This window comes from Yersinia sp. Marseille-Q5920, from assembly GCF_946902935.1.
In the GTDB taxonomy this organism is placed as follows: Bacteria; Pseudomonadota; Gammaproteobacteria; order Enterobacterales; family Enterobacteriaceae; genus Yersinia; species Yersinia rochesterensis.
Genome location: NZ_CAMPQA010000003.1, coordinates 238,898 through 253,494, shown reverse-complemented (window position 1 = coordinate 253,494; position 14,597 = coordinate 238,898). Strand labels below are relative to the sequence as shown.

Sequence of the window (14,597 nt, the reverse complement as noted above, 5' to 3'; positions counted from 1 at the left end):
CAAAGAATGTAATTGAGCTGATATGAGAACATTGACAGAGATTGCAGAGGAAATAAAAGGTATCCGTCAGCAGCAGAAACTCAAACAATCTGATATGCGGCTGGTTAATGGCATGACGCAACAACAGGTTTCTAAGTTTGAAAAAGGCGGAGATATCAATCTTTCCACTCTGCTGCGTATTCTGGATGGTTTTAATTTGGAAATGGTCTTCGTGACGCGTGAACAAGCTCGGGAATTGCGCCAAGGGCTGAACTCGATAAGCATGGCAGAGATTGAAAAGAACGGCGAGCATAGCAACCCATGGCAGCAGAAATATAAACATCTGGAGGATTAATTGATGCGCCAACAGGTTGAGAGAGTTGAAGGGCTGGCACTGTTTCTGGGAGAGGTTCGCATCGGGGTGTCGGTTCACTATACCCGATATTAAATTGGTATCCAGAGAGCAGATTGATTATTTACCTGACATCCAATTACCGCCGGGTGAGCATATTTATCTGATCCGACGTTTTGATCGCACAGTGCAGGGGCGAGTACATACTGAAGACTTTGCACAAATATTTAATGTGTACCCCGACAAAAAATACCAAGGTAATAATTATGAACAAATTGCTGGTATTTTGCATGACAACGGCGGTGGATTAGCTGATATTCAACGAATGGCCCGCCGATTGTTGGCTAACATCATGTTGGCTAATGGTGATGCTCATCTTAAAAATTGGACCGTCATCTACCCTGATGGTCGCCACGCAACACTCTCTCCAGCCTATGATATTGTTTTTACTAAAGCCTATATTCCGCATGAGTCTGAGTTGGCGTTGAATATGGCGAGAGAAAAACGCTGGTATTCAATGAGTTTGGCGACGTTCAAAATATGGAGTGAACGCATCGGAGTATCCTATCCTGCGATAAAAAACCATCTGGAAGACGCGGTACAAACAGCCCGTCGCGACTGGCCTACATTACCGATGAATGAAGAACATAAGATTATGTTACGTGCACATTGGTCGCAGTTACACACTGATTTCGACTATAAACATGTTGGGGAGTTTATTCCCCAACACAAAATAGACTACTCCGCGACCACTGTATCCGGCTGACGGCGGATAAAAATCATCACCAAGCCCAGCCATAGCAGGCCACTGATGAGATTGAACAGATTAAATATTCCACTGTTGCCCCACAAATAGGCCACTTTGGCGAACTCAATTCCCAAGGTGAAGACCATCATACTGATCATCCCCATGGCAGCCGACACCGTGCCTTTACTGATATCGCTGGAGAATAGGGTTAGGCGCACCAAACCGGCGTTTGCCAGGCCGATACCAAAAGCATAAAGACTCAATCCCGCCGTCATCCACAAATAAGCATGGGATGAATAGAGGGTAGAGCCGGCGGCAATCATTAGGCCAATAATCATCGGGCCTGCGCCATAGCGGATAAGCTGTGGAATTGAGGTTTTGCCGCTCAGTCTCGCCAGTGCCAGGTTACCGATAATCAGTGCGCCGAAAATGGGCACCTGCAAAACGCCATATTCCACAGTAGATAATTTTTCACCACTGATCAGAATCACTGGCGATTGTGCAATCCATGCCAGCAGGGGCAAACTGGCAAAGCCCAATGCCAGGGATCCGCACAGAAAACGGCGGTTGGCGAGCACTTGCTTATAATCGTGCCACATCGCCCCTACTGACAGTTTCTCCCCTTTGCGCGAGGCGGTTTCTGGCATTGCGCGCCACAATCCGGCAAATGAAATGGCACCCAGCACTGCGAATATCACAAACATGGATTGCCACGGGGCGACATGTATCAAGGCGGCACCGGCCAAGGGGCCGAGCAGCGGAGCAATTAACGCCACATTTGCCATCAGCGCGGTGATTTTAATACAGACCGCTTCTTCAAATGACTCCTGAATAGTGGCGTAGCCGACAGCGCCGATAAAGCACAAGCCGATCCCTTGCAGGAAGCGCATGGCGATAAACTGTTCAATTGACGTGACCAATAATATGGCAAGGCACGTCACCACAAAGAATGCGACGCCAACCAGCATCACCGGGCGACGTCCACGGCGATCCGATAATGGCCCCAGCAACCATTGCAGAAACATCCCGCCAGCCAGATAAGCGGTCATGGAGGTCGGAACCCACTCAATGCTGGCATTAAAATCGGCAACCACCGCCAGCATACCGGGCTGAATCATATCGTTGGCGATATAGGTGGTAAATTCGAATAATACCAAACACAGGGGAAATAAAAGCGCCCGTCGACCTAAACGCGTCGCGGGTGAAAATGAAGTTTGCATAAGTTAAGCTATTAATAATAAACATAAAAAATGGAGGCGCTCAGATAAAGTATAGCATCTGAGTGTATTAGGGCGGTTATTTTGCCGTCAATATAACGTTTTAGCAACAATAACCCTTTGTAGATTTTGGGTAATGCCTTTGTCCTTGACGCAGTTTCATTTACTTTGGGTATAAGTTGAATTTACGTTATTGTTTGCAACCTGATTATTGATGCCCTAAATAACTAGGCGCTTCTAAGTATAAAAATAGGTGATTGAGAGTATGCATGACCAATAAGATAGGGTGGATTGATAACTTGCGGGCCGTCGCCTGCATTATGGTGGTCATGATCCATGCCACGACTTATTACGTCACCAGTGGTGCGCAGGTGGGAGAAATGAATTGGGACATTGCCAATCTGCTGAATTCGGCCTCCCGAGCTTGTGTGCCTTTGTTCTTTATGATCTCCGGTTATCTATTTTTTGGTGAAAAAAGCGCACAGAAAAAGCATTTTACCCGCATTGGGCTGTGTTTATTGTTCTACAGTTTGATTGCACTGATTTATATTTCGACGCTGACTCCCATCAATGGTTGGGCGGCGCTGAACAATATCCTGCAAAAACCGGTGTTTTATCATTTATGGTTTTTCTACGCCATTATCGTGGTTTACCTGGTTTCACCGCTGATTAATGTTAAACCGGTATCAGGCCGCTATCTGGCGGTGGTCATTCTGTTGCTAGCGGTGGTGGCTAACCCGCAGACCAGCCAATACACCTTTGACCACTTCCATTTATTGCCAATCAATCTCTATATCTACGGCGATACCTTCTATTACTTGTTGTATGCGTTGCTGGGGCGGGCCATTGGCATGCTTGATACGCGGGGACGGGCCATCAGTTGGGGCGCTGCATTGTTGTTTATTATGAGCGTGATATTTATTGCTGTCTCAACGGAGAAACAGACGCGAATCAATGGCAGCTTTGCGGATACATTCTATATGTACTGCGGCCCGTTAGTTTTTGTTGCGGCGGTATCACTGCTGGTATGGTTTAAAAATTGTCTGAATCAGCCCATTGCCTGGTTGAGTTGGCTTGCCGGGCATTCGCTAGCGATTTACGGTTTCCATGCGCTTATTATTCATTTTATCCGCACCCATCATTATGATTTTACTGGCTATCCGGTGTTGGATATTTTCTATGTCTTCGCGTTAGCGCTGGCGCTGAGTACCTTACTATCCATGGGATTACAGCGCATTGACCGGCGGCGATTAGTCAGTTAGCTGTGGCCTGCCCGCGCTGTTGTGCGCGTCGAAGCTGGCGAGTGGAGGAGAAACCCGCCGCCAGTGCCGCTTTCTCCAGATTAAACCCCTCTTGCAGGCGGACTTCAGCCACGGCGACCCGTAGTTGCTCGTGAAACTCTCGCACACTGATCCCGACATGTTCGCGGAATAACCGGGTTAAATGACGGCTGCTGACATGGGCTTTCTGCGCGACCTGAAGCAGCGACCACTCCGCTTGGGGGGCTGCGGACATCACATCCTGCGCTCGATGTACCGCCGGATGGAGATGGTTGCGGTAACGTAACCACGGCGACAGTTGGGGGTCATCACCGGAACGGCGGAAATAAACCACCATCTCACGGGCCACTTCCAGCGCGGTTTGCGGGCTGCAATAGCGGCTAATCAGATGCAACGAGAGATCAATGCCGGCGGTAATCCCTGCGCTGGTGTAGACCCCGCGATCTTCCACAAAAATACGATTTTCTTTGGTTTGGGCCGCCGGAGCCTGTTGGCGCAGCCGTTCAAGCACATGGTGATGAGTCGTGCACTGGTAGCCATCCAGTAGCCCGGCTTGGGCGGCTAACAACGCCCCAGAACAGACACAAACCAGCGTCGTCTTTTGCTGTGTAATGGCGGCTTTTTGCTGTTGTAGCCAGTGGCGAGCTATTGCTGCAGTTTCGGTCGCAAAATAGTGGTGCGAATCGCTCACACCCGGCACCACCAGTAAACTGCCTTCCGGTAAGCTGTCTGGCAGTGGCTGCAACTGGCCCAACATCATCTCCGTGGAGGACATCACTTCTGGTAACGGGCTGATATAAAACAACTTAAATGCCCCCGCCAGCCGTAGTGTTTCAGCGGGGCCGGTTAAATCCAGCGATAACACGCCGGGCAGCAAGAGAAAATAGACATTTCGTTGCATTATTAATCTACAGTTACCGATTGATTTATCCCCTTTTGGCGATAGGGGATATCAGGTGCTTTGGTTGAATATCATTTATTGCATGATTCATCCAGGGCATGCAATGTTTCTGCTACGGTACGAACCGCGGCAAACCGGTCGATGAGCACGGTTTCGGTGCGTAATTTTAATTCAGCACTACTCAAGACAATGCCATTAGGCTGAGTCATAGGGAATGTCAATGTGGCATCCGTGACAAAAGTGACTTGATAACCCAAATCTGACGCCACGCGCGCTGTGGTTTCACAACATTGTTCAGTGCGCATGCCAGCAATAATCAGGTGATTTATTTGCCGCTCTTTAAGCCATTGATCCAGCCCTGAGTCGGTCAGTGCATTATGCACCCGTTTATGCACGGTGACATCCGCTTGATGGGATACCAGCGACATGGGCTTCACATAGCCAGAAGCCAATGAAAACGGGCCATCAGGAGCAACATGGAAGACATCCACTAGTGCAATGTCCCGCTGTTTACAGCCCGCAATCAGTTGGTTCAGCGCTATAGAGAAAGCGGGTAAGTCTTCTTGCTGCCAAAAAGATTTATGTTCGAAAGATTGTTGAACATCAATGATCAGTAATGCGCTGTTAGTCATTTCCGGCCCTCCACCATATGGGTATGGCTCCATTATTAGTGGGTTTTAGGCTGAACGGAATGCCAAATCCGGCCATCATAGGGGATAAAAGGGACCAGATTTCACTTCCGCTCCAGTAGATTAAAAAGTTAATAAGAAAAATATTCATTAAAATAGTTTATTGGCCGAAAACACTGATTAAGGAAAAACGTTATTCACGGCAAGACGATATACATTGGAATGGAATAAACCATGAAAGACCTTAATAACGCGATGTTGATAAAGAAAAGCTATCAGTTAAATAACGTCCTGATGGGAATAGCGCTTTTGCTTGGCACGGGAGTGAGTCAGGCGGCAATCAATCTGGATAGAACGCGGATTATTTTCAATAGTGCGGACACATCAGCCAGCATTGTTTTGCAAAATAAAAGCGAGAAATCGCCTTATTTGGCGCAAGCTTGGTTAGAAAATACAGCCGGACAAAAAGTGGAAAGCCCATTATCTGTGTTGCCCCCGATACAGCGGATTGATGCGGGTCAAAAAACCTTAGTACGCATTATCTCGCTACCGGATGTGGAACAGTTAGCCACTGACCGTGAAACTTTGTTCTATTTTAATGTACGGGAAATACCGACGAAGAGTGAAGTAACTGATGCGGTACAAATAGCAATCCAAAGCAAAATAAAATTATTTTATCGGCCAGCGGCGATTAAAGCGGATAATAAGAATGTCTGGCAGGAGAAATTGCAGTTCAGCCAGCAAAGAGAAATTCTTAAAATTCATAATCCTACGCCGTATTACGTCACGCTAGGGCATTTAAATCAGGATAATCGCGGTAATTTCCCCGGTTTTGACAGTGTCATGATTGCGCCATTTAACACTGAGTCCATCAAGACTCCCGGATATAGTGGCGACCATTATAGCATCGGCTATATAGATGATTTTGGTCAGATGATCATTCGTCATGTTAACTGCTCGATAGGTCATTGCCAGATTCAGGCTGTGGAAAAGAAATAATTCTCTCCACAACCTGTGGTGCCTTATAGCCTGCACTTTAGCTTATTCACACAATTTAGCTTATTGACATAATGGCAGTAATTGCTGATAAAGCTTTTTAAAGATGACGCGACGAGCAGCATAATTCTGATGGCGCAGTGCATCTGGAAAATGTGTTTGCTCCAGTGGCAGTGCAGGCAATAAATCAGCTAATGGAATATCCGGATTGAGAGCAATTTGGGCTAATCGGGCGGCACCTAAAGCAGGGCCGACATCACCTCCAGTTCGATACTCCAACGTTTGGCCGCTAATATCTGCTAGCATTTGACGCCAATAAGGGCTTCGTGCTCCGCCACCAATTAATGTGACCGATTTGGGCTGTAATCCACTGGCATGCAGGGCATCCATTCCGTCGGCTAAAGCAAATCCTACTCCTTCCAATACCGCACGGGCTAAATCTGCCCGGCGATGTTCATGGGTAAAGCCCCAGAAAGCCCCTTTAGCATTTGGGTTGTTATGGGGAGTTCGTTCGCCGGAAAGATAGGGCAGGAACCACACTGGCGTGGCGGCTTGCGGCGTATTTTCCACTTCATCAATCAGCGCAGGGACACTCTCGGCCCCAGTGAGTTGGCAAGCCCAATCAAGACATGATGCAGCGCTCAACATTACTGACATCAAGTGCCAAGTGTTCGGCAAAGCATGGCAAAAGCTGTGCACGGCGCTGGCAGGGTTACTCAAAAAACCCTCACTGACCGCAAAATAGACGCCAGATGTGCCCAGCGACAACATCGCCTGCCCGGTTTGATACAAGCCCACCCCGATTGCTCCGGCAGCATTATCACCTCCGCCAGCAACCACCGGAACCGGGTTAATGCCCCAGCGGCGCGCAATATCGGCACTGACATGGCCGGTAATTTGGCTACCTTCGAAGAGGGCGGGCATGTGCCGGCGATTTAGGCCGCAGGCCGCCAGCATTTCATCGCTCCAGTCGCGTTTTGCTACATCGAGCCACATTGTTCCGGCGGCATCGGACATATCACTGGCAAAATCACCACTGATCAGAAAACGTAAATAATCTTTGGGTAAGAGCACCTTATCAATGCAATTAAAAATATCTGGCTCATATTCTGCCAGCCATTTTAGCTTCGGTGCGGTAAAGCCCGGCATCATCAGATTACCGGTAATCTGGCGGGATTCTGGTACTGATTTTTCCAGTGCTTGGCACTGGGCAAAACTGCGGCCATCATTCCATAAAATAGCCGGACGCAGCACCCGATGCTGTTTATCCAGCAAGGTTGCGCCGTGCATTTGGCCGGTCAGCCCGAGGGCTTTTACCTGTTTTAAATCATGGTCTGCGGCTAAGGATTGCATAGCTTGATCAGTGGCTTGCCACCAATCGGCGGGGTTTTGCTCAGACCATAAAGGATGTGGGCGGGAAACGGATAATGCAGCACCTTGGCTGGCAATAACTTGCCCGTTTTCGGCCAGGAGAATGGCTTTAACGCCGGAGGTGCCTAGATCGATGCCAAGGTACATATGTGTTCCTCATATTAATAGGCTATTTTACTTGCCATTTTGAACCTGAGCAGTGCTCGAAATCCTCACGTACTGCGTGTACGCTCCGGTTTCTGTGCGCTGGTCAGGTCCAAACTGCTGGCACCAATAACGCCTATCAGCTATTTTTCAACAAAATCTCATCTATTCGATGCAGACATCAGATAAATAAAACTATCAGCCGAAGATATAGCGGTTAACCAGATTTTCCAGTTGCTCTTGATGCCCACTGTGGTGCTGTGGGTTCAGATTATGTTGACCGGCATAGCGCGCCAAATCTTCCAGCGACAGTTTGCCTTTCAAAATTTGCTGGCCCAACTCTGTATTCCAACCGGCATAACGTTTCGCAACTTGCTGATCTAACTGACCATCTTCAATCATTTTCGCTGCAATTTTCAAGGCTAATGCCATGGTGTCCATCGCCCCGATATGACCATAGAACAGGTCGTATTTATCGGTGCTTTGGCGGCGTACTTTGGCATCAAAATTCAACCCGCCGGTAGTGAACCCTCCAGCTTTAAGGATTTCAAACATCACCAGTGCATTTTCTTCCACACTGTTTGGGAACTGGTCTGTATCCCAACCCAATTGCGGGTCGCCACGGTTGGCATCCACAGAGCCGAAAATACCTAATGCAATCGCGCTGGCAATCTCATGATGGAAAGAGTGCCCGGCCAAAGTGGCATGGTTGGCTTCAATATTAACTTTGATCTCTTTTTCCAGCCCAAACTGCTTAAGGAAACCATAAACAGTAGCAACATCATAATCATACTGATGCTTGGTCGGTTCTTGTGGCTTTGGCTCAATTAACAAGGTGCCCTGGAAGCCGGTTTTATGTTTATGTTCGACCACCATTTGCATAAAGCGGCCAATTTGCTCACGTTCTTGCCGTAAATCGGTATTTAACAGCGTTTCATAACCTTCACGGCCGCCCCACAATACATAGTTTTCACCGCCGAGCTTTTGGGTGGCATTCATGGCGGTAAAGACTTGGGTCGCAGCCCAGCTAAAAACTTCTGGATCTGGATTGGTCGCGGCCCCAGCACCGTAGCGCGGGTGAGTGAAGCAGTTAGCTGTGCCCCATAATAATTTTACGCCGCTACTCTCTTGTTTCTCGGCCAATACATCCGTCATGACGGCAAAATTATTCAGATATTCTTTTAATGATGCGCCTTCGGGTGAAACATCCACATCGTGGAAGCAGTAATAAGGCACATTCAGTTTATGGAAGAATTCAAAAGCCACATCGGCTTTGCGTTTGGCTAGTGTGAGTGCATCGCCGGCCTGCTGCCATGGGCGTTCAAACGCATTGCTGCCAAACATATCCGCCCCGCCCCAGCAGAAAGTATGCCAGTAGCAGGCGGCGAACCGCAGGTGATCGGCCATTCGCTTACCAAGGATAATTTCATCCGGATTGTAGTGATGAAATGCCAGTGGGTTAGTGCTCTGGCTGCCTTCGTAACGCACTTGTTCTAATTCATTAAAATAAGATTGCATGCAATACTCCTTGGAAGCTGACCCGCGTTATCGGGCTAATGAGCTTTTATCTTCGGAGTTGTTGGCGATTCTCACAATTACGTTATTTCACACTTAAATTCAGAGAATTATTAATTGTGGTGTAGATCTCATAAATACCCGATTAATTATAGAAACTTTCTGATATTCATTATATGGATAACATCTCTGACTGGAATTATGCATTTTGCAGGAAAGAAAACATGATCGTTATCATAAAATTAACATTAAACCAAAAAACATAATTGGCGGACGAAAATCTGTAATTGCCGATGTGCAAATAAGCGATAACAATCCCTATTGCAGTTGATGTTTACCGTTTCTCTTACCCTGCTTGCACAATAAGAAAGGTACTGAAAGATGAAATTTAAGAACATTTTACTCTCCGCATGCGCCGCTCTGGTAATGTTTAGCCAGCCCGGATTCAGTAAAGAAATTAAAATCGGGATGGCGATAGACGATCTTCGTCTTGAACGTTGGCAGAAAGACCGCGATATTTTTGTTAACAAAGCTGAGTCCCTCGGCGCTAAAGTATTTGTTCAATCGGCAAATGGCAATGAAGAAACCCAAATGTCACAGATTGAAAATATGATTAACCGTGGTGTCGATGTGCTGGTTATTATTCCTTATAACGGGCAAGTATTAAGTAATGTGATCGCCGAGGCAAAGCGAGAAGGTATAAAAGTATTAGCTTATGACCGTATGATAAATAATGCTGATATTGATTTTTATATCTCCTTCGATAATGAAAAAGTGGGTGAGTTACAAGCTAAAAGTTTGGTTGAGCGGGTACCTCAGGGTAATTATTTCCTGATGGGTGGCTCGCCGGTCGACAACAATGCCAAACTGTTCCGCCAGGGGCAGATGACAGTGCTTAATCCATTGATAAAAGAAGGGAAAATAAAAATTGTTGGTGATCAGTGGGTTGATGCCTGGTTACCGGAAAATGCCTTAAAAATCATGGAGAATGCTCTAACAGCTAACAATAACAAAATTGATGCTGTTGTGGCGTCTAATGATGCCACCGCCGGTGGGGCTATTCAGGCGTTAGCAGCACAAGGACTGGCGGGCAAAGTGGCTATTTCTGGGCAGGATGCTGATTTAGCAGCAATAAAACGTATTGTTGCGGGCACCCAAACCATGACCGTATATAAACCCATCAGTAAATTAGCCAATGATGCCGCAGAAATTGCTGTGTCTTTGGGTAAAGGCGAAGCGCCGAAAGCAAATAGTCAATTAAATAACGGAATAAAAGATGTCCCAGCTTATTTACTGACACCGATTCAAGTGGATAAAAACAATATCGACAGCACAATTATTGCTGATGGTTTCCACAAAAAAGCTGATGTTTATTAATTGCTTTTTCGATGTTTAATATATCCGAATTTCTTGAGGTTGTAGCTAATCATGCTGCAACTTCAAGAATAAAAGATATATGGAGGAAATTATGCCCAACCTGCTGGAAATGAAAAATATTACTAAGCAATTCGGTGTCGTTAAGGCGGTAGATAATATCAGCCTGACACTGGAAGCCGGGCAAGTATTATCGTTGTGTGGTGAGAATGGCTCTGGGAAATCCACACTAATGAAAGTGTTATGTGGTATTTACCCCACAGGTTCCTATCAGGGAGAAATCATTTTTTCAGGTGAAACGCTTCAAGCTAAAAATATTCGTGAAACGGAACAAAAAGGTATTGCGATAATTCATCAGGAATTAGCTTTGGTAAAGCAAATGTCGGTGCTGGAAAATATGTTCCTTGGTTCTGAGTGGGGGCGTTTTGGCATTATGGATTACGACGCCATGTACTTGCGTTGTCAACGGATGCTGGCACAAGTAAAACTGGTGGTAGACCCGAATACTCCAGTGGGGGAATTGGGGCTTGGGCAGCAACAATTAGTCGAAATTGCAAAAGCGCTGAATAAACAAGTCCGGTTGTTGGTATTGGATGAGCCGACAGCGTCTTTGACAGAAAGTGAAACCGCTATTTTGCTGGATATTATCCGTGATCTACGGAATCACGGCATTGCCTGTATTTACATCTCACACAAATTAAATGAAGTAAAAGCGATATCCGATCATATCTGTGTGATCCGCGATGGCCGCCATATTGGGACTCGCCCTGCGGCGACCATGAGCGAAGATGACATTATCGCCATGATGGTGGGCCGCGAACTTAAAGAGCTTTATCCACACGAAGCCCACCACATTGGTGAGGAAATTCTGCGGGTGGAAAATATCTGCGCCTGGCACCTGGTAAACCGCCATATTCGCCGAGTGGATAAGGTCTCTTTCTCTCTGAGACGCGGAGAGATATTGGGCATTGCCGGGCTGGTCGGCTCTGGTCGAACAGAAACCGTGCAATGCTTGTTTGGTGTTTACCCAGGCCGCTGGCAGGGAGAAATATTCATTGATGGTAAAGCGGTGACCATCAATCATTGCCAGCAAGCCATGAAACTCGGCATTGCCATGGTGCCGGAAGATCGCAAGAAAGACGGCATCATACCGGTTATGGGTGTGGGGGCTAATATCACACTGGCTGCGTTAGATGATTTCACTGGCTCTTTTAGCATGCTGGATGATGCCAAAGAACAGTCGACAATTGTGCAATCTCTGGCCCGGTTAAAGGTGAAAACCTCCTCTTCAGAGCTGGCGATTGCCCGACTCAGTGGGGGCAATCAACAAAAAGCTATTTTAGCCAAATGCTTGCTGCTGAACCCACGGATTTTGATCCTCGATGAACCGACGCGTGGTATAGACATCGGCGCAAAATATGAAATTTATAAACTTATCAACCAATTGGTCCAGCAGGGAATTGCGGTCATTGTGATTTCCTCTGAATTACCGGAGGTCTTGGGATTAAGCGATCGGGTGTTGGTCATGCATCAAGGGCGCATCAAAGCCGATCTTATTAACCATAATCTGACGCAAGAAAAGGTCATGGAAGCCGCACTCAGGAGTGAAACCCATGTCGCAAGCTAATCAAACTGAAGTAAATACACCCGAAAATGGCGATAAAAAGCCATTATTTCGACTAAAATCGGTCAATTTGCAAGTTTTTGTCATGTTGGCGGCTATCGCCATTATTATGCTGTTTTTCACTTTCACCACTGAAGGGGCCTATCTCAGCGCCAGGAATATCTCGAACTTACTTCGCCAAACGGCAATCACCGGCATTTTGGCGGTGGGAATGGTTTTTGTCATTATTTCGGCAGAAATTGACTTGTCGGTTGGCTCGATGATGGGGTTATTGGGTGGCGCGGCGGCCATTTTTGATGTGTGGCTCGGTTGGCCACTACCTCTGACTATTGTTGTCACCCTCGGATTGGGGCTAGTACTCGGCGCATGGAATGGTTGGTGGGTTGCTTATCGCAAAGTGCCGTCATTTATTGTTACTTTGGCGGGGATGCTGGCTTTTCGCGGCATTTTAATTGGAATCACCAACGGCACCACGGTGTCGCCGACCAGTAATGCTATGTCGCAGATTGGTCAAAGTTATCTGCCCAATGGCTTCGGATTTGGTATTGGTGCCATTGGGTTAATGTTGTTCGTGGTGTGGCAATGGCGTCGGCGCAGCCATCGTATCCGGCTGGGTTTGCCGGTTGCGGCTCCACAAGGGGATGTTACTCGTCAGACTATTACCGCAGTTATCGTTCTTGGCGCTATATATTTACTGAATGATTATCGGGGTGTCCCTACGCCGGTATTGATTCTCACAGCACTGATGCTGGCAGGTATTTTTATGGCCACTCGCACCGCTTTTGGTCGCCGGATCTATGCCATTGGGGGCAACATCGACGCCGCCCGTTTGTCGGGGATTAATGTAGAGCGCACCAAACTCGCGGTATTTGCTATCAATGGATTGATGGTGGCAATAGCGGGTTTGATTCTTAGTTCACGGCTGGGGGCCGGTTCGCCGTCTGCCGGTAATATTGCTGAACTGGATGCGATTGCCGCCTGTGTCATTGGTGGCACCAGTCTAGCCGGCGGGATTGGTAGTGTAGCAGGTGCGGTCATGGGCGCATTTATCATGGCTTCTCTCGATAATGGGATGAGCATGCTGGATGTACCGACTTTCTGGCAGTACATTGTTAAAGGCGCAATTTTGCTGCTGGCGGTGTGGATGGATTCCGCTACCAAACGCCGAGTCTGATCCCATCTTTGCAAAGAGATCAATGCCATACTGCATTGATCTCTTTGTCTGTTATATCCCTTTCCCATCTATTTCAGGAGCCATTTCCATGTTCGAGAAACGCTACCGGATAACTTTGCTATTTAACGCTAATAAAGTGTACGACCGGCAAGTGGTGGAAGGTGTTGGCGAATATTTGCAGGCATCCCAATGTGATTGGGATATTTTTATCGAAGAGGATTTTCGCTGCCGTATTGATAATATTCGGGACTGGTTGGGTGACGGTGTTATTGCTGATTTTGATGATCGGCAAATAGAGCAATTGCTGGAAAATGTCGATGTACCGATTATCGGCGTCGGAGGGTCATATCATCAACCAGAAGATTATCCACCGGTAGATTATATCGCGACCGATAATACCGCCTTGGTTGAAGCCGCTTTTATGCATTTGAAAGAAAAGGGTTTAAACCGTTTTGCATTTTACGGCCTACCCGCCAGTAGTGATAAGCGTTGGGCGCAGGAGCGGGAATATGCTTTCCGGCAATTAGTGGCGGCAGAGCAATATCAAGGGGTGGTTTATCAGGGAATGGCCACTGCTCCGGCTAATTGGCAATATACCCAAAACCGGTTGGCGGACTGGGTACAAACGCTGCCACATCAGACGGGGATCATTGCGGTAACAGATGCTCGGGCGCGGCATTTATTACAAGTATGTGAGCATTTGGATATTGCTGTACCGGAGAAATTGAGTGTGATTGGCATTGATAATGAAGAGTTAACTCGATATTTATCGCGGGTGGCACTTTCATCGGTCGTGCAAGGGACGCGGCAAATGGGCTATCGGGCGGCTAAGTTACTGCACCAGCGCCTCAATCAACGCCAGAAACAACAAGAAACCCCGCCATTACAGCGCATTTTGGTGCCGCCGGTGAAAGTAATGGCGCGGCGCTCGACGGATTTCCGCTCATTGCGCGATCCCGCCGTGATTCAGGCGATGCATTATATCCGCCATCATGCTTGTAAAGGGATTAAGGTTGAACAGGTGCTAGATGCCGTTGGGATGTCGCGATCGAATCTGGAAAAGCGCTTTAAAGATGATATTGGGCAGACTATTCATGGCGTTATCCATGAAGAAAAACTCGATCGGGCGCGCAATTTGTTGTCTGCAACTTCATTACCTATTAATGAAATCTCACAAATGTGTGGTTATCCCTCGCTGCAATATTTCTATTCGGTATTCAAAAAAGGTTATTCAATTACCCCGAAAGAGCATCGTGATAAATATGGCGAAGTCAGCTATTAACTGTTTTTGAG

13 protein-coding genes are annotated in these 14,597 nt (G+C 47.2%); 8 read left to right on the top strand and 5 right to left on the bottom strand.

Translation table 11 applies throughout. The annotated features are described in order from the left end of the window. Positions 1-22: 22 nt before the first annotated feature. Complete coding sequence (locus tag OVO64_RS06355) at positions 23-334, top strand: helix-turn-helix domain-containing protein (protein WP_267248674.1); 312 nt, start codon at positions 23-25, stop codon at positions 332-334. 94 nt (positions 335-428) lie between these two features. Beyond that, positions 429-1,097: a type II toxin-antitoxin system HipA family toxin gene (locus OVO64_RS06350; RefSeq protein ID WP_235896294.1), complete on the top strand. Its 669-nt coding sequence runs from the start codon at positions 429-431 to the stop codon at positions 1,095-1,097. Here the strand turns inward: OVO64_RS06350 and OVO64_RS06345 are convergent. Then, entirely contained in the window at positions 1,070-2,299 is a 1,230-nt protein-coding gene (locus OVO64_RS06345) for an MFS transporter (protein WP_038637555.1), read from the bottom strand. The genes OVO64_RS06350 and OVO64_RS06345 overlap by 28 nt on opposite strands. A gap of 266 nt (positions 2,300-2,565) precedes the next feature. Between OVO64_RS06345 and OVO64_RS06340 the strand changes: the two genes are divergently transcribed. Continuing rightward, the gene (locus OVO64_RS06340; protein WP_038637553.1) at positions 2,566-3,558 is read left to right on the top strand and encodes an acyltransferase; all 993 of its coding nucleotides are present in this window, start codon (positions 2,566-2,568) and stop codon (positions 3,556-3,558) included. On the opposite strand, the gene OVO64_RS06335 is transcribed toward OVO64_RS06340, so the two are convergent. Both OVO64_RS06335 and OVO64_RS06330 read right to left on the bottom strand, forming a co-directional pair. Further along, entirely contained in the window at positions 3,551-4,477 is a 927-nt protein-coding gene (locus OVO64_RS06335; protein WP_050291879.1) for a GlxA family transcriptional regulator, read from the bottom strand. The two genes, OVO64_RS06340 and OVO64_RS06335, sit on opposite strands and share 8 nt — an antisense overlap. 71 nt (positions 4,478-4,548) lie before the next feature. Beyond that, complete coding sequence (locus OVO64_RS06330; protein WP_038637547.1) at positions 4,549-5,109, bottom strand: cysteine hydrolase family protein; 561 nt, start codon at positions 5,107-5,109, stop codon at positions 4,549-4,551. A gap of 231 nt (positions 5,110-5,340) precedes the next feature. Between OVO64_RS06330 and OVO64_RS06325 the strand changes: the two genes are divergently transcribed. Further along, positions 5,341-6,105 carry a molecular chaperone gene (locus OVO64_RS06325; RefSeq protein WP_145509567.1) on the top strand — a complete coding sequence of 255 codons (765 nt, stop codon included), beginning with the start codon at positions 5,341-5,343 and terminating at the stop codon, positions 6,103-6,105. 60 nt (positions 6,106-6,165) lie between these two features. Here OVO64_RS06325 and xylB read toward each other — a convergent pair whose 3' ends face one another. Beyond that, on the bottom strand, positions 6,166-7,620 hold the full coding sequence (gene xylB / locus OVO64_RS06320; protein WP_038637540.1) for a xylulokinase: 1,455 nt from the start codon (positions 7,618-7,620) through the stop codon (positions 6,166-6,168). A gap of 195 nt (positions 7,621-7,815) precedes the next feature. Further along, the gene (xylA, locus tag OVO64_RS06315) at positions 7,816-9,135 is read right to left on the bottom strand and encodes a xylose isomerase (protein WP_038637537.1); all 1,320 of its coding nucleotides are present in this window, start codon (positions 9,133-9,135) and stop codon (positions 7,816-7,818) included. Positions 9,136-9,513: 378 nt separating this feature from the next. Between xylA and xylF the strand changes: the two genes are divergently transcribed. The 4 genes from xylF to xylR all read left to right on the top strand — a co-directional run bounded on the left by xylF (position 9,514) and on the right by xylR (position 14,586). Continuing rightward, complete coding sequence (gene xylF / locus OVO64_RS06310; protein WP_038637534.1) at positions 9,514-10,509, top strand: D-xylose ABC transporter substrate-binding protein; 996 nt, start codon at positions 9,514-9,516, stop codon at positions 10,507-10,509. A gap of 91 nt (positions 10,510-10,600) precedes the next feature. Beyond that, complete coding sequence (locus OVO64_RS06305) at positions 10,601-12,133, top strand: xylose ABC transporter ATP-binding protein (RefSeq protein ID WP_267248673.1); 1,533 nt, start codon at positions 10,601-10,603, stop codon at positions 12,131-12,133. Further along, on the top strand, positions 12,120-13,304 hold the full coding sequence (gene xylH, locus OVO64_RS06300) for a xylose ABC transporter permease XylH (RefSeq protein ID WP_038637527.1): 1,185 nt from the start codon (positions 12,120-12,122) through the stop codon (positions 13,302-13,304). The genes OVO64_RS06305 and xylH overlap by 14 nt, the downstream gene beginning before the upstream one ends. A gap of 88 nt (positions 13,305-13,392) precedes the next feature. Then, the gene (gene xylR / locus OVO64_RS06295) at positions 13,393-14,586 is read left to right on the top strand and encodes a D-xylose utilization transcriptional activator XylR (RefSeq protein WP_038637525.1); all 1,194 of its coding nucleotides are present in this window, start codon (positions 13,393-13,395) and stop codon (positions 14,584-14,586) included. The last annotated feature ends 11 nt before the right edge of the window (positions 14,587-14,597 follow it).